This is a genomic window from Clostridium sp. MD294 (assembly GCF_000364165.2).
Taxonomy (GTDB): Bacteria; Bacillota; Clostridia; order Lachnospirales; family Anaerotignaceae; genus Coprocola.
The window spans coordinates 2,545,944-2,562,527 of sequence record NZ_CP097810.1; the positions used below are offsets into that span (position 1 = coordinate 2,545,944).

The following is a 16,584-nucleotide window of genomic DNA, read 5'->3' on the forward strand; positions in this document are numbered from 1 at the left end:
TCCTACATAAATAATTTTGTTGTTTATTTGCAAATACGACTCCCCGTTAGGGGACGGAAACGTGATGAGGTGTGGATAGCGGAGAAATTCCAATCATTTGCAAATACGACTCCCCGTTAGGGGACGGAAACCCTTTTAATATAAATTAAGTATATCATACTGTTTAATTTGCAAATACGACTCCCCGTTAGGGGACGGAAACATTATATCTACTATTGATGCATTTTTGAAATAATATTTGCAAATACGACTCCCCGTTAGGGGACGGAAACGAAATGTATCCTTATCAAAATAGAATATTGATACATTTGCAAATACGACTCCCCGTTAGGGGACGGAAACATTTCAATTTCATAATCCTCAAGGTCCCTACTATTTGCAAATACGACTCCCCGTTAGGGGACGGAAACTTCTTTATAATTAGACTGTTGTTTTTTTAACTCTTATTTGCAAATACGACTCCCCGTTAGGGGACGGAAACTGTATATAGAATATGTATATACCGCATTTATGATTTGCAAATACGAAGCCCCGTTAGGGGACGGAAACATTAAATCAACTATTTTTTGTACTTTGTTTTTTTTCAATTTGCAAATACGACTCCCCGTTAGGGGACGGAAACTATCTAAATAGCATTCATATTCGTATATAAGATGGGATTTGCAAATACGAAGCCCCGTTAGGGGACGAAAACATTTACTCTAGTCGTTTTGTGATTGCTTATCATTTGCAAATACGAATCCCCGTTAGGGGACGAAAACTTCATTCGCCATTATATCATCATTTTCTGTTATTATTTGCAAATACGAAGCCCCGTTAGGGGACGGAAACCTTTTTTAAAAGATGCAAATTTTTTATTTAATTATTTGCAAATACGAATCCCCGTTAGGGGACGTGTGTTTATTTTGCTTATGTTATACATATACATCATTAGTAAGGAAAAAAGTGAGTGTTGTATTTTTGTTTTTTTATACGTTTTTGTAAAAGTTTCGATAAAGTGAGTTTTTCAAAACTCTTATAAAAACAGTCTATACAGATTTTGTTGCACAAAAAAAAGACAGAAAATTTCTGTCTTTAAACAATAAGTATATATTATTTTTATCTTTTTTTATAAATTCTGTTCTAACAACTTTTTGTTTTTATATTAAAGATTATAAATTTTTGAATTGCTGTATTCAGATACAAAAAATATTATTGATAGTAGCTTGTAAATTTATATATTTATTTATCAGCTACTCATAAGGCTTTTGTTTGTTCCCATTCTTTCATAATATGAGAGGCCCTGCTAATAACTGCTTGTTGTAAATCTGTTACATGTTGTTCTATGTCCTTATTACATTGATTAGACTCTGGTTCAATACCAAATTCATTTAATTCATATATTACTCTTTTTATTGTTTTCTCTGGATCTCTATAATATTCACTTCCTCTAATTCTTATAAATTTCCAACCAAGTCTTTCTAATATCGCCTGTCTTTCCATATCCTCACGTAATTTTTTTTCACCACTATGATAACGTTCTCCATCACATTCAATTGCTATTTTTTGATTTTTATAAATCGCTACCATATCAATTTTATACTTTCAGAATTATTTTTCAATTCATCATATTTTTCACGTAATTCTACAAAAAAATTATTTATCTTTTCTATTTTCTTTTGATGTTGTATCCATTCTTCTCTTTTTTTGTTCCATTGTATTAAACTATTTCTAAATTCTTCTTCATTTTCTGAAAAGTATTTATCAAAAGAAATTGTAGTTTCCACATTATCTATTGTTTTTATAATTTGACTTTTTCGTCTTAATTTTGCATTATAATTTTTCCAGTCTTCATTAATCCAATCTTTTAAAATATCAGGTATTTCTGGACAATCTTCAAATTCTAATTTCGTGATTTGTAATATAATAGAATTTTCATTTTCGTTATTTAATAGATCATTTTCTTCTAAAAAAGGACATTTCATATATTCTTTATCATATGGTATTTCATTAAAAAATTGATACCATACTTCATTTTTTATATTTGTAACTACTTTATATCTTAAAGCACAAAGCTCTCTAATATATTTAAACAAATTAATTGCCTTTTCTTCACCGTTCAACAAAATACACCACTTTTCTATTAATTTTTCTAATTATAGCATAATAACTATATTATAGCAATTACTATTAGTTTATGAAAAATATGTTATTATTAGATAAAATCAAAATATATTAATTAAGTGAGTAACTATATATTTTTAAAACTTGGTAAATTCAAATATATGCAAAAATATTTTTTATAAAGAAATAATTTAATTATATTTTTCTTTCTCTTTCGTATTTTAGGAAGAAAAAACTTTGATTTTTTTTAAATTGAAAATTATTTAATTTGAAATTTTATAACAAACAAAATCTATTTCATAATAAAATAAATAAAAATTTTTTAACCATTTTTTAAATTAATAAATAAATTAGAAATCACAAAAAATTGTATACAATTCGTAATTACACCAAACATAAGCAGGGGAAAGGGATATTTCTTTTCACGCTTGTTGGGGCGTGTCTACGCTTCGGTTGGTGCTGAATGTCTAGTAGACATTCAGCACCCCCAAACCCCAAATGCAAATTTTTTTGAAATTTGCAAAACGCCTTCAGTATGGCTTTTCCTTTTTTTGGAATATCATTTTTTATTTTACTATATATAATATTTACTATTAAAAATAAAGCTCTTTTTAATAAAAAATTTTCTCTTAACAGTTCAAAATAGAAAATTTTTTTAATTCTTTTTCCTGTATTATCAACAAAAATTACTGTTAAAAAATAAAACTATTTTCATGTAAATTTTGCAAAAAAATTCTTTCTCAATAGCTAAAAATAAAAATTTTTTTACTTTTTTTACTACTAGGAAAGAAAATTATTGATAAAAAATGCTATATGCCTTGTTTCAGAGCGTTGTAACTACAATGCTTTTGAAGGCTGTTTTTATTTTATTGATATTTATTAGCTACTTTATATACTCGTTTCTAAAAATGTTGTACATACAATGTTTCTAAATACCAGTTATATACATCTATTTCAAATTACTGCTTTTTGTGTTTAAAAAGGCAATTTCCTCTTATCAACTAAAAAACAAAAACGTGTCACATTTCTATAATCTTTTTAATTCTATTTAGATAAATCTGACATTTCTCTATTACAAATATTTCAAGCATAGCAGGAGCAATTTGCAAAATTGGAACAATGTGAAATTACAAAAGAGCAGTATGACCAATGGAGATACAATTACCCTAAATTTGATACTTCTTAACCGTTGGATAAAAATTCCATCACAAGCAATCAATAATATTTTTGTAACAGAATTGGATAACAAAATTGATAAGTAAGAGAATAAAAAAACCTTACTGACTTCCAATTCTTTTTGAAAATCAGTAAGGTTTTATAAATTTAAAATAATTATTCTGTGAGTAATTTCAGAAAATATTGCCATTTCGTTGCCAATTACTAAACAAAGTTGCTTGTAATCCGTATAAACACTAGCTTTATTCTCATTAACTTATCATTTCCACTCTCAAATTAAAATCTAGTTCTATACAGTTTTATATGGGAGATTTGGTTTTATTTGTTCTCTATTATCTTATATCTATGGTCTATTCCAAATAATGTTATCAAATTGTTATCAATAAGGTGTTATCATGCTATTTTTTTATTTCATATTTACAAATCTTTCCATTGCTTTTGAAAAACTTTTCATAGTTTCTTCTACATCGTCATTTTTCATACTTTCAGAAATACAATACTTCAAGCGGCTTTTTAAAATAGCCTGTACCTATCCTATTATTCTTTTCATTCTATGATGTGATTTTTCGTTTTCATTTTCCATATATTTTTTCATACTACTTTCTTGAAACCTTAATACAATAACAAGTATATGTATATAATAATACTCAAAACACAGAAGAGATTTATATTAAAAAATATAGACAGCCATTTTAAGTAACTGTCTATATAATTTTTATACAGAAAAAGCATTAAAAACAGCAATTCTATTAATATAACTAAGTCGAAGGTTCAAAAGAGGGTCTTTTCTATTTTCCTCAATGCCTTTATCTATTTTATCCATCAACTTATTTAAAAAAGGTCGAAATGTTTTTTCGATTGTTTTTTTCAAATTTTCTCCAATATTTAGCTTTGAAGTAATACTTTTTATATTACGAAACTCCTCTGCAAATTGTTTTCCTAATGCTATATCATTATTTTTGTTACTATATCCCCAATAAGAAACATCTAAGTAGCTTTGCATAGTATTTGCATAAATTCCTGCAAATTTTAAATCTTCCAAAGAATAAGAAAACTCTTTTTCTGTTTTATATGTGGAGTCTTCTCCTGTTATATTTCCTTTTACATTATTTTGCAAATATTCTGAAAAATCAAATTTGCTGCTATGGTTATAATCGTACTTACTTTTTGCATCTATATTTTCTGTGATGCCTTTAGAGGCTGCCATACTTTTGCGAAGCTGAGCTGCCATAAAAATATCATCTTTATAAAGCCAAGTATCTTCTTCATTTGAAATAGAAGCAAAGTTTTTATTTTGTGCAATATAGTCTTCATATTCTGCAATTTTTTGGTCTATAATTGCATTTAAACTGTTTTTCATATCTTCTGAAACGCCTGATTGCCCCAAATTTTCAAAAAAACTACCAACATCTTTCGCATAATAAGACACAAAATCTTCTATGTTACGGTTATATATTTCATTGAGAATTTGCATATTTTTTTCTTTTTCTTCCCCAGTATATTGATTTTCAATGCGGTTTTTTAATGCTACATATCTGGAGCAAATATAATCTATATCCTCCTCTAAATATTCAGGTGATGTACCCATTGTAACATAAGCAGAATCACAATTCACTTCCCACCAGTCAATTTCATCATCTACACCATTTTTTATCAATTCCTGTCTGAAATTTTCTAATTCTTCTTTTGTTAATGTGTCTTTTAAAGAATCTCTTACAAATTGATTCATACCAACTTCCACCATTTTTAATGTGTAGTTTTTGATTTCTTCCTCTGTTGAATTTTCTGTCATAACGAATTTATCTGATGTAACATTCCATGATTTATAACAATTTTTTTTGTAATATTGATATATCAAAGCATCTTCTTCTGAATAGTTATAGTGTTGTGCAAAGCCAGATGGTTTATCAAATTTTATTACACTTTCTGGATGAACTTCACTAAGTAAACGGCAAGGAATTGGCTCTGTTGTAAGCGGAGTTAATCTATTTACTCCTTTATTCGTTTCTAAATAAATGGTGCTGTGTGATGACTGTGTAAAAGTATCCTTATTATTTTGCACTTTTGACTGCTGAATAGACTGCTGTAATCTGGATAAAGTTTTTTGTTGCCCTGATAAAAAACCAGTTTGAAAATTTTGTTGAAATCCAATTCTTCCTATAAACATATCCCTTTCCTCCTTACATAATAATAAATTAAAATAAATTATTGCAAAAAAGATTACTTTAATAATAAAATTAATTTCTCTTTTTCGCAATAATTTTATATGTAATTATTATAGTGTTTTTAATTTTTTATTAACCAGCTTGTTGTAAGTTGCTTAATGTAAAAGTACGTCCTCCATTTTGTGTATAGTGATAGTTAAATGGACTTAAAAATTCACATACTTCAAAAGTATTCAAATCAATTACAATGTAATTACGACCATAGTCAAAATCAACAGGACCTTCTCCAAATGTTCTAGGAGTTTTTTGACCAGATACATCAAAATAATCTATAATATGTTTTACGTCTCCCCCTATATTTTGATAATATGAATTAGCATATGTCCAAACACCATGATTTACATCAACTAATAATGCTTTTGATGTAGAATATGGAGCTGAGCTAGAGAAAGAGCCAACATATACTCCCCTAGCTGCTGGTTCTCCATTATCTCCTTTCATTGCTGTTATTTTCATATCTCTAGCAGAATAACCATAAGTACCATACCATGTTTCATGTTCTTCCCATACTAATTTATTTAAAATATTTGTTCCATTACATATAATTGTATTAAGGTCATAGAAAAGAATGATTCTTGATAAATCAGAAGTTACATCTATAAGCGTTTTTGGAGATTCTCCATTAACACTAATTTCATTAGAACAATTCCACATTAATGTATAATCTCCTCTTTCATTTCCAGTGCTTGAACCTATAGCAATAACATACTGTCCTGTTTCAAGTGCATCCTCTCCCTTACGGTTTAAATCCCAAAAAGTATATCCCTTATTTGCAAATACTCCCCATTTAGCATTCTTACCAATAGTACCATCTGGATCTAACTTATAAAATGCTGCCATTAAATTATCATTATCAGAATTTAATTTTAAAAAAGGAAAACTTGTTTTAGAAACATTAACTATATAAAAATCTACTGATTCATCAAGAGTGCCATTTCCCACATAAATAGGTTGTGTAATTCTCCAAGCATCTCTACTCATTAAATTTATAGAAGAAGTATCAATTTCTTCCTCAAACGTTTCAACATTTACATTGTCTTCCAAATTTACAATCTCAAATTCTTCAGAATCTACTTTATGTAATGCTACTTCTTCAAGAGGTTGTAGAGTATTTACTCCTTCATTTTCTGTTGTTTCTATTATTTCTTCTGTTGCTGCAAATGTGTGAAATGAAAATACACTACATAATAAAACCATTGTACATAAAAGAGACACAAATTTTTTTAATTTTACCATAACTTTTCCCCCTATATTTTTATAAAACACTATAATAATTAAACAACTTGTTTTGTATAATATTATCATATTAAACATAATATGTCAATATTTTTATACTATTTTTTTCAAAATAAGTTTATTCATAAATAAATCATTCTATTTTTAATGGTTACAAGGGTTTTTAGTAACTGTTTCAATCAATTTATCATAAAAAACCATTCCACAATCCACACAATATCTTGCTTCATAATATTTTGTTTCACAAGAACCATCTTTCAATTTTGTGTGTTTTGTTGCTGTAGTGTTTTTTAGTGTATGCACATGGCTTGCTCTGCTTTCTTCCATTTCTGCTCCATAATATGGTATAGAAGTTCCATCTTCAAAAAAGAGTTTATAGCTAATATCTGGATTGTCTTCCACAATAAGCTGATTTTCTGGAATAGGCTCTATATAAGAAGCATCTCTTACTTCTGGCACTTCTTCTTCAGGAATTTCTAAACCAAGTATTATTTCTGTGGTTTCTGCATTCGTAATATCTACTCTGTTAGAAAACAGTTGTCTTATCGTAAAATCCATATTTTTTGCAATCGCTGTTGACTCAAACAACCAAGCACATGCTACTGTTAAAACTGCTACATTTTTTACAATATTTCCTTTTCTTTTTTTACTCATAATACATTCAATCCTCCTAAAATATTCTTTTTTACTACTTCCACCAATACAAACAACATAACTTTTCCACTTTTTATACTGTTTACTTTCCTCTATTATTTTCACAATAAGTTTACAGTATAACATTTTCTTTTCTTCGTCAAAATCATGAGTAACTGCCTCATCACAGTTGATTTCAATATACTCATATAAATTTTGTCTTAAAAAATAAAATATAGGATTAAACCAATGAAAAGAAGTCAAGAGTACCATCAAAAAATTCAATAAAGCATCATTATGTTTTATATGAAAAAATTCATGGCTTAGTATGAGTTCTATTTCTTCCGCTGTCAGCCTATCAATTAATTTTGCTGGAATAATAATATAATGTTCTTTTATTCCTACTACACATGGCTCAAAAATTTCTGGATTGCCAACAATATGTACTTTTTTATTACAGTTCCATTTTTTTGTTACTTTTTCAATGATAATTTCCCATGTATCATCTTGTATGTGAAAACTTTTCTTTTTTAATTTTTGAACAAATGTGATATATTCGTAAATATTTAAAAACAAAAAGAATATCACACCTAATAACCAAATAATATTGATATACTGTATAAAATCATGTATTTTCTCAAATACGAAACATTCCCACTCATTACTTAACATAACAACAATATTATAATCGCCAAAAAATACTTCTGTTTCTTCTGGTATAAATAAAATCATACAAAATGGTATTAAAAAAGAACATACTGCAATTATATTAATCATAATTATAAGTTTTGACGAAATCGTTTGATAAACAAATCTTGCTAATAAAAAATAGACTATACTAAACATAAAACCGCATATAGACGCCATGACAGCTAACATAAAAATATTATTGATGATTAAAATGATTTATCCACTCCTTTACTTCTTCTATTTCCTTTTTGCTCATATTGTTTTTAGAAAAAGCGGTTAAAAATCCTTTTAAAGAACCTCCAAATCTTGTATTCACTAATTCTTTTGCAGCATCTTCATTATATTGTTCTCTGCTAATTAAAGGATAATAATATACTAATTTATCCTTTTTCGTTTTTGAAACCATGCCTTTTTTTTCAAGACGGGTTAAAAAAGTTGCTACTTTTTGATAAATCCATATGCCTTCTTTTTCTTCTTTTGTCAACATAGAAATTAATTCTGAAACAGTAATCATCTCTCCCTTTTCCCAAACTTTTTCCATCACTTTCATTTCTGCATCTGAAACTCTAATTAAATCTCCCATACTTTTTCCTCCTTTCATTAAACAAATTGTTTTGTATGGTATTATAATACTATCATATTTTATATTGTGTGTCAAAATTTTCATAAAATAACAAAAATACTATCATTAATTTTCAAAGCTAATCAATAAATTGGAAATTACTAGAAGTGATAAAAAATTGTATACAATTCAAAATTGCATCAATTGCAAACAGAAAAAAGGGATATTCCTTTCCCCACTTGTTGGGGTGTGTCTACGCTTCGGTTGATACTAAATGTCCAGTGGTCTTAGCACTCCCAAACCCAAAATGCAAATTTTTTTGAAATTTGTAAAACACCTTTGGCGTGGCTTTTCTTTTTTTTGAAATGTTATTTTTATTGCACTGTATATAAATTTTACTATTAAAAATAAAGTGCTTTTCAATAAAAATTTTATCTAGTAATCACACTTGTTTGTATGTGCATATTGGACAATTTTTCAACCAGTTCTGTTACTGTTCCTTGCCATTCTGAACTTTCTTTTGTTAATAATAAATTGATAACCTCTAAAAGCAGATTAAACTATAAAATTTATGGTACAGAAGTTGGCTGGCAATATGCTTATGAACATCTACAAAATAATAAAATAGACTTTAATAGTGTTAAAGAGGAAGCAATGACATCTATAACATTACGTGCAGATTTTGGTGATATTAATACACAAATACAACAAAAGCAACAATTAGGTTATGAAATGGATTATATTGTGGATTTAATGAATGCTTTAGAAGAAAGAAAGGATTGATGATATATGAAGAAATTAATGTCATTATTATTAAGTTCTGTATTATATTTGTCATTAGCTATGCCGATAATATTACAGAATGAAATATTAATAAAATTAATCTTTTCATTTCATTATGAAAATAAAATGATATTACAGAAAGGAGTAACGAAGTATGGATTTTAGAATTGGAACAGGGGGTATTTCCTACCCGAATGTTTCGCAGGCAAAACAAGACAAAAAAGTAGAAAGGCAGAGTTTTCAGGGGAGTTTAGAGAAAGTAATTCAAAACCAGAAAATGACACAGCCGCAAGACAGCATTGAATTTTCGGAGGAGTCTGACTTTAAAAAACTAGAAAAACTAAAAGAACTAAACGATGCTACTGATTTTAGTGGTATGACAGATATTGAAAAATATACAGTCATTATACAAAGATACGAAAAGGCTTTCCCAGATTTAATTGCACAGTGGGCAGGAGCTGCTGGTAATAGTGATGTTGCTGAGCACTTTACTGAAGAAATAAAAAGACAAAATATCAGAGATGACAATTTGTATCAAATTTATAAAGGTTACGACAAAATGACTGATGAACAGAAATGGGAAAGTATCCAAAAGGAATATGGTAATCCTCAAAATGGCATTAAACAAATTTCTGCACTAGCAGAATTAAAATTTTCTGGATTAATTGATAGAGATACTGTTGATCATATGTTTTTTATATTACAGCAAAAAGCTAGATATGCTGGTGCTGATAGTAAGGGTCGAGATTATGTAAAAGAGGAACTTTTTCTAACTTCAACTGGTGATCAATTTGCATATGAATATTTACAAAATAATAAAATTGACTTCAATCAAATTGCAACAAAAACAAAACAATTTGTAAGATATGAAGATCCTCAAGTTCAAAAAGAATTTAATTATGAGGTAGATTATATTACAGAATTAATGAATGCTTTAGAAGGAAGAAAGGATTGATGATATATGAAGAAATTAATGTCTTTATTATTAAGTTCTGTATTATGTTTGTCATTAGCAATGCCGATAATATTACAGAATGAAATATTAATAAAATTAATCTTTTCATTTCATCATAAAAATAAAATTATATTACAGAAAGGAGAAATAAAATATGGATTTTAGAATTGGAACAGGGGGCATTTCCTACACAAATGTTTCGCAGACAAAGCAAGACAAAAAAGTAGAAAGGCAAAGTTTTCAGGGGAGTTTAGAGAAAGTAATTCAAAACCAGAAAATGACACAGCCACAAGACAGCATTGAATTTTCGGAGGAGTCTGACTTTAAAAAACTAGAAAAACTAAAAGAACTAAACGATGCTACTGATTTTAGTGGTATGACAGATATTGAAAAATATACAGTCATTATACAAAGATACGAAAAGGCTTTCCCAGATTTAATTGCACAGTGGGCAGGAGCTGCTGGTAATAGTGATGTTGCTGAGCACTTTACTGAAGAAATAAAAAGACAAAATATCAGAGATGACAATTTGTATCAAATTTATAAAGGTTACAACAAAATGACTGATGAACAGAAATGGGAAAGTATCCAAAAGGAATATGGTAATCCTCAAAATGGCATTGATCAGATCTCTTTGCTAAAAGAGTTAAAATCCTCAGGATTAGTTGATTCATATAGTATTAATTATATGATTAGGGAGGTAATTTATCAGGCTCAAGTCGCAGGAACTTCTGAACATGGTCGCAACTATAAAGTTTATGGTACAGAAGTTGGTTCCCAATATGCGTATGAATATCTGCAAAATAATAAAATTGATGTTAATGCGGTTGCAAAAGAATTAAAAATATCTATGACATTTAATGACTTCCAGCAACAGCAAGAATTTAATTATGAAATAGATTATATTGTGGATTTAATGAATGCTTTAGAAGAAAGAGAGGATTGATGATATATGAAGAAATTAATGTCTTTATTATTAAGTTCTGTATTATGTTTGTCATTAGCAATACCAACAGTGGCATTTGGTGCAGATACTATAGATGATATAGATACAGAAATTGAACAAGAATATAATATTATTGATGATGTAGATGTGGACACTATAGAAGATGAGCAGAAAGATATTGATGATATGCCTACTGTTTCTATTACTATGAACGAAAAAGGGGAAATACAAAATATTAATTCAGACGAAGGTATTATGATAGAACCCTCTACAGAAAATAATGAAGCTGATGATGAAGTAATAAACGATGAAACTACAGAAGATAAAACTGATGACGAAGTAGTAAATGATGAAGCTACAGAAGATAAAACTGATGACGAAGTAGTAAATGATGAAACTATAGAAGATAACGCTGATGACGAAGTAGTAAATAATGAAACTACAGAAGATAAAACTGATGATGAAGTAGTAAATGATGAAACTACAGAAGATAAAACTGATGATGAAGTAATAAATGATGAAACTACAGAAGATAAAACTGATGATGAAGTAATAAATGATGAAACTACAGAAGACAAAACTGATGATGAAGTAGTAAATGATGAAACAAAACAGGATATTACTGATAAATCAGAAACAGAAAATACAGAAAACATAGAAACAGAAGACATACAAGAAAAAGCAGCTCCTATACAAGGTGTTTTAACAGATTATTATGGTGTTTATATAGAAAGTATAGGAGAAAAACCTAATGAATCTATAAGAGAGAATATAGACGGTAAAGGCAGCAATATGCAAAAATACACCTACTATTCTCAAAAAACACACTATAACAATGAAGTTACTGTAAATGTTAGAATGGATGGCTTAGGGCTTAATGAAAAGACTAGTTTAAGTGCTGGTAAATTTGGTTTTTGTCCAACTCACATTGAACAAGTTGACCCATCAAATAATGCTGTATTATCGTCTTCTGTAGATTATGTTATTACTAATTTAGACCCTGAAGAAAAACAGGTTAGACTTGAATGTTCCGTTGAGCCTGCCCAAGATAAAATGAAAACAGTAACTAGAGTATTTGTTATTAAATTAAAAGGCTCTGAAGAAAGCGGAGATAGTGCTGCTGCTCCTACCTCACCAGAATTTATAGTAGATAATAATAAAACAGGATTACTTTTAACAGGTGCTGACTCCAGAATGGAATATCGCAAAGAAGAAACAGATACATGGATAGATTGTACAGATAGTGACATCGCTTTTGCTGCACCAGAAGCAAACACAAATTATTATATTCGTTACAAAGCACAAGGAGATGCTCCTGCTTCTCAAACAAAAAAAATAACTGCTTATGCAAGACCAACTGCTTCTATTATTCGTATTGATGCTGCTACAGAACGCCTTGTACAAGCTGTAGGATATACTTTTGATAAAACATATGAAATGAAAGTTGATAATGGAGAATATTTTGATGTAACAGATGAAATATTAGAAACTGGTGCGGCTCCTTTTTTGGATAAAGTGCCTACTGGAACACAACAAACATTGTACATCAGAAAAAAAGCAACAGATACTATACCCGCTGGTTTTGAAAGACAAATTGTACTTTTACCAAGAGCAGCTACACCAACAGGTTTAAAATATGACAAAGTTACTTTTCAGTTGACAGGTGTTACATCAGGTATGGAATATCTTAATCCTACAAAATCAAGCTGGACTTCTATTAGTAAAGATATTAATTTATCATCACTTGCAACTACTGAAAATGCAGTAGAAATTAAAGTGCGTGTAAAACAAACAACAACAAATTCTGCTTCTCGTCCATATGTATTTACAATACCAAAATTATCTCCTGCTCCAACATGGAAAATTGATTATAAAAATGAATTACTTACAGGATTTACAGCAAATCAAAGTTATGAATGGAGAAAATCTGGAACTACAACATGGAAAACATTTAATGGTCCTTCTGTTCCTCTTTCTGAATTAGGCTATACTAATATTGGATTTAATATTTATGTGCGTCGTCAACAAACAACTACAGAACCTTGTTCTGCTGCAACTTATGTCAATATACCTTCTAGACCAAATGGCCCTACAATAAGTTTTGTATGTAATGATACTAGATATAAAGATGATGTTGTGCTTAAAGGTATTGATAATTCAATGCAGTATAGTTTAGATTTAGGAAAAACATGGAAAAATGTTACTAGCACAGAAATGGTAACAGATTTCCGTAGTGCAAGTTATAAAATCTATTTCCGTTACAAAGCAACAGATAATGCTTTTTTATCTAAAAATGCTATTTTTACCATAGGAACAAGAGCAAAAGCACCTACTGTTTCTATTAATAAAACTACAGAAATATTAAATACAACGTCTGTAATGGAATATTCTTATAATAATGTTAACTTTACACATTGTAGTGGAAATATGGATATGAAAGCAGTAATTGATGCTATTCCTACAGGAGGAAGCAAAAGTATTTATATTAGAAAATTTGCTACCGAAACAAGTCCATACAGTCTTACCAAAGAAATTAAAATATATGCAAGAAGTAATGCACCTACAACACCAAAATATGATAGTGCAACACAAAAAATTAATGGTATGACAACTGCTATGATGTACAAAGCTAACACAGAAACAACTTGGCATACACTTTCAAAAGGAACTAGCATAAGTGTTGCAGGTTATATTAAAAATAATCCAAATACTACTATAGAAATTAGATATAAAGCAACAACAACATCTTCTGCTTCTAAACCACTTTTTATTAAATTATAATAAAAATGCTCTATATTATTGACAGTATAGAGCATTTTTATTTTTTGTTCTATTTTTCTCTTTTGTTTTGATAAATTTTTAATTTTAAAAAAAAGAAACTCTAAACTTTTTTGTAATAATTACTTTACTCTTAATAAAAATAGTAAAAATTTTTTTAGAATTTTTTCAGATAAATAAATGAATTGTAAAATAATTAGAAATATCAAAAACTACACAAAAAATAAAAACTACAATGAGTGCAAGTAGGGGAAAGGGATATTTCTTTCCTCGCTTGTTGATGTATGTCTACGCTTCGCTCCGGTCGGTGCTGAATGTCCAGCGGACATTCAGCACCTCCAAACCCCAAATGCAAATTTTTTGAAATTTACAAAACGCCTTCGGCGTGGCTTTTCCTTTTTTTTGGAATGTCGTTTTTATTATACTATATATAATATTTACTATTAAAAATAAATTGATTTTAAACAAAATCTTTAATTGAAAAATTTCCTTTTAGCAGTTTAAAATAGAAAATTTCTTTGTTGCCTTTTTATACTATATAATAATATTGCTATCAAAAAATAAAACTACTTTTATGTAAATTTTGCAAAAAAAATTCTCTCTTAACAGCTCAAAAAAGAAGTTTGTTTTATTCCTTATTTTACTATTAAGAAAGAAAATTATTATAGTTAAAAATATTATATACCCTATATTAATAATATATACACACTACATATTATATATCTCTTCTATAAATTTATAAAATAATATGAATGCCCTTATTTGCTTTCAGAGCGTTGTAAATACAACACTTTATTCATTTCTAAAAATGTTGTAATGCAAACTTTCTTACTCAGCTTAGCACATTCGTTGCTGAAGTATGAATTAAACCAGTAATTATTTTGAAAAATAATTTATTGATATATAATAAACATACCATCAATTTTATTTGTTAGTCAACTTCCTTTTGTAAGATTGGAACAAACTGATTGCCATAATTTTTATATTTATATCTTTGGGTGCCTTTTTATATATCTAACACTCTATAAAAAATAAGTAAATAAATTTTTAGTAGTAAAAAAATATTATCTGTAGTTCATAAATGAACTATGTAACCACTTAGCTCTCTGGTATCAAATCATCTTTTTTTATTTTTTTACCCTTCTTATTGTTTATTTTCTTCTTGCAAAACTGTATAACTTTTTCAAATACTTCGTTATTGTATTTGATTTTAACTTTCATATTGATAATCTCTTAAATTTTTAATTTTTTTCAAACTAAAAATTGAATATGTGAAAAACAATAATGTTTTTTATTTTATATTAAAAAAAGAGCCAATTTATTTCTATGAAAATAGATAAACAAACAGACTCTTATGTATTTTTATATAATATATGGTTTTAATTCTTCTATCAGCTCTGGTATTACAGAAGATAAACTCAACTGTATCGGTTTTGATAAATCTAAACTAAAGATACCCATAATGGATTTTGCATCTACAACATACCTTCCAGAAATCAAATCAAAATCCCCATCATATTTTGAAATGATAGAAACAAATTTTTTAATATCATTGATAGATGCTAAATAAATTTGAATTGTTTTTTCCATATTATATTTTTCTCCTTTATTATATTATGTTATATATGGCATGAAACCATAACAAACCGTTTCATGCCATAAAAGAGTAGGAATTTTGGAACATTTATTATAATATATTATCTGAAAGCCGGTTTTTGTTTAGAAAGGAATGCTTCCATACCAATTTCTTTATCTTCTGTGGCAAAGCAAAGCCCTACTAAATCCTTTTCTAATTCCAAAGCATTCATTAAATCCATGTCACCGCCTTTATTAATAGAAAGTTTTGCATATTTTACACCAATAGGAGATACTTTTAAAATATCTTTCATCATTTCTTTTGCGGAAGAAAGCAATTCCTCTGCTGGCACTACTTTATTTACTAATCCAAGTGCTTTAGCTTCTTCGGCTTTTACCTGTCTGCCTGTAAATATCATTTCTTTTGCAAGTCCTGCACCAATTAGTCTAGGCAAGCGTTGTGTACCTCCAAAACATGGCATAATTCCTAATGTAACTTCTGGCTGTCCGAATACTGCTTTTTCTGATGCAATTCTAATATCACAGCTCAAAGCAAGTTCACAGCCTCCACCCAATGCAAAACCATTGACCGCTGCAATCACAGGTTTTGTAATTGCCTCAATTCTATTAAATGTAGCTTGTGCATATCCTGCATAGTCTCTGCCTTGTTCACTTTTATAAGGACGCATTTGCACAATGTCCGCTCCTGCAACAAATCCTCTGCCTTCTCCTGTAATAATCACACCATAGACATCACTATCTTCATTAATCATATCTGTAATTTTTTGAAGTTCATCTAATGTCTGGTTATTTAAAGCATTTAATGCTTTAGGGCGGTTCATTGTTACTGTCAATATGTTTTGTTCCAATTCTATTTTTATATTTTCTAATGTACCATTTAATTCTTCAAATTTCATAATTA

General features: G+C 28.4%; 14 protein-coding genes and 1 CRISPR repeat array (1 of these 15 cut by a window edge). Of the genes, 6 read left to right on the forward strand and 8 right to left on the reverse strand.

Annotated elements, in window-relative coordinates; all coding sequences use genetic code 11:
* Nucleotides 1-831: direct repeats of the CRISPR family, unit length 36 nt; unit sequence ATTTGCAAATACGACTCCCCGTTAGGGGACGGAAAC; it begins 121 nt to the left of the window's first position.
* 405 nt (nucleotides 832-1,236) lie between these two features.
* A complete protein-coding gene (locus C820_RS12565; RefSeq protein ID WP_004033265.1) occupies nucleotides 1,237-1,569 on the reverse strand; it encodes a PDDEXK-like endonuclease domain-containing protein in 333 nt (110 codons plus the stop codon).
* The gene (locus C820_RS12570; protein WP_004033263.1) at nucleotides 1,563-2,105 is read right to left on the reverse strand and encodes a hypothetical protein; all 543 of its coding nucleotides are present in this window, start codon (nucleotides 2,103-2,105) and stop codon (nucleotides 1,563-1,565) included. The genes C820_RS12565 and C820_RS12570 overlap by 7 nt, the downstream gene beginning before the upstream one ends.
* A 1,101-nt stretch (nucleotides 2,106-3,206) precedes the next feature.
* On the opposite strand from C820_RS12570, the gene C820_RS12575 reads away from it, so the two are divergent.
* Nucleotides 3,207-3,365 (forward strand): hypothetical protein, encoded by a 159-nt coding sequence (locus C820_RS12575; protein WP_180321619.1) that lies wholly within the window; start codon nucleotides 3,207-3,209, stop codon nucleotides 3,363-3,365.
* 629 nt (nucleotides 3,366-3,994) lie between these two features.
* On the opposite strand, the gene C820_RS12580 is transcribed toward C820_RS12575, so the two are convergent.
* The 4 genes from C820_RS12580 to C820_RS12595 all read right to left on the reverse strand — a co-directional run bounded on the left by C820_RS12580 (nucleotide 3,995) and on the right by C820_RS12595 (nucleotide 8,646).
* Nucleotides 3,995-5,446: a hypothetical protein gene (locus tag C820_RS12580; protein ID WP_004033261.1), complete on the reverse strand. Its 1,452-nt coding sequence runs from the start codon at nucleotides 5,444-5,446 to the stop codon at nucleotides 3,995-3,997.
* Between the two features lie 130 nt (nucleotides 5,447-5,576).
* On the reverse strand, nucleotides 5,577-6,740 hold the full coding sequence (locus tag C820_RS12585) for a hypothetical protein (RefSeq protein WP_004033259.1): 1,164 nt from the start codon (nucleotides 6,738-6,740) through the stop codon (nucleotides 5,577-5,579).
* A gap of 144 nt (nucleotides 6,741-6,884) precedes the next feature.
* A complete protein-coding gene (locus C820_RS12590; protein WP_162213013.1) occupies nucleotides 6,885-8,219 on the reverse strand; it encodes a M56 family metallopeptidase in 1,335 nt (444 codons plus the stop codon).
* Between the two features lie 40 nt (nucleotides 8,220-8,259).
* Nucleotides 8,260-8,646: a BlaI/MecI/CopY family transcriptional regulator gene (locus tag C820_RS12595; protein ID WP_004033255.1), complete on the reverse strand. Its 387-nt coding sequence runs from the start codon at nucleotides 8,644-8,646 to the stop codon at nucleotides 8,260-8,262.
* Between the two features lie 444 nt (nucleotides 8,647-9,090).
* Between C820_RS12595 and C820_RS12600 the strand changes: the two genes are divergently transcribed.
* The 5 genes from C820_RS12600 (at nucleotide 9,091) to C820_RS12620 (ending at nucleotide 14,090) form a co-directional block, all read left to right on the forward strand.
* Nucleotides 9,091-9,408 carry a hypothetical protein gene (locus tag C820_RS12600; protein ID WP_035295419.1) on the forward strand — a complete coding sequence of 106 codons (318 nt, stop codon included), beginning with the start codon at nucleotides 9,091-9,093 and terminating at the stop codon, nucleotides 9,406-9,408.
* Between the two features lie 154 nt (nucleotides 9,409-9,562).
* A complete protein-coding gene (locus tag C820_RS12605; protein WP_004033245.1) occupies nucleotides 9,563-10,363 on the forward strand; it encodes a hypothetical protein in 801 nt (266 codons plus the stop codon).
* Nucleotides 10,364-10,369: 6 nt separating this feature from the next.
* Nucleotides 10,370-10,528, forward strand: coding sequence for a hypothetical protein (locus tag C820_RS12610; RefSeq protein ID WP_004033243.1), 159 nt, complete (start codon nucleotides 10,370-10,372; stop codon nucleotides 10,526-10,528).
* Nucleotides 10,518-11,309, forward strand: a complete 792-nt coding sequence (locus tag C820_RS12615) for a hypothetical protein (RefSeq protein ID WP_162213012.1) — start codon at nucleotides 10,518-10,520, stop codon at nucleotides 11,307-11,309. The genes C820_RS12610 and C820_RS12615 overlap by 11 nt, the downstream gene beginning before the upstream one ends.
* 6 nt (nucleotides 11,310-11,315) lie before the next feature.
* Entirely contained in the window at nucleotides 11,316-14,090 is a 2,775-nt protein-coding gene (locus C820_RS12620) for a hypothetical protein (RefSeq protein ID WP_162213011.1), read from the forward strand.
* A gap of 1,359 nt (nucleotides 14,091-15,449) precedes the next feature.
* On the opposite strand, the gene C820_RS12625 is transcribed toward C820_RS12620, so the two are convergent.
* Together C820_RS12625 and C820_RS12630 are read right to left on the reverse strand one after the other, a co-directional pair.
* Nucleotides 15,450-15,677, reverse strand: a complete 228-nt coding sequence (locus tag C820_RS12625) for an HPr family phosphocarrier protein (RefSeq protein ID WP_004033232.1) — start codon at nucleotides 15,675-15,677, stop codon at nucleotides 15,450-15,452.
* A gap of 107 nt (nucleotides 15,678-15,784) precedes the next feature.
* On the reverse strand, nucleotides 15,785-16,579 hold the full coding sequence (locus C820_RS12630; RefSeq protein ID WP_004033230.1) for an enoyl-CoA hydratase/isomerase family protein: 795 nt from the start codon (nucleotides 16,577-16,579) through the stop codon (nucleotides 15,785-15,787).
* Between the last annotated feature and the right edge of the window lie 5 nt (nucleotides 16,580-16,584).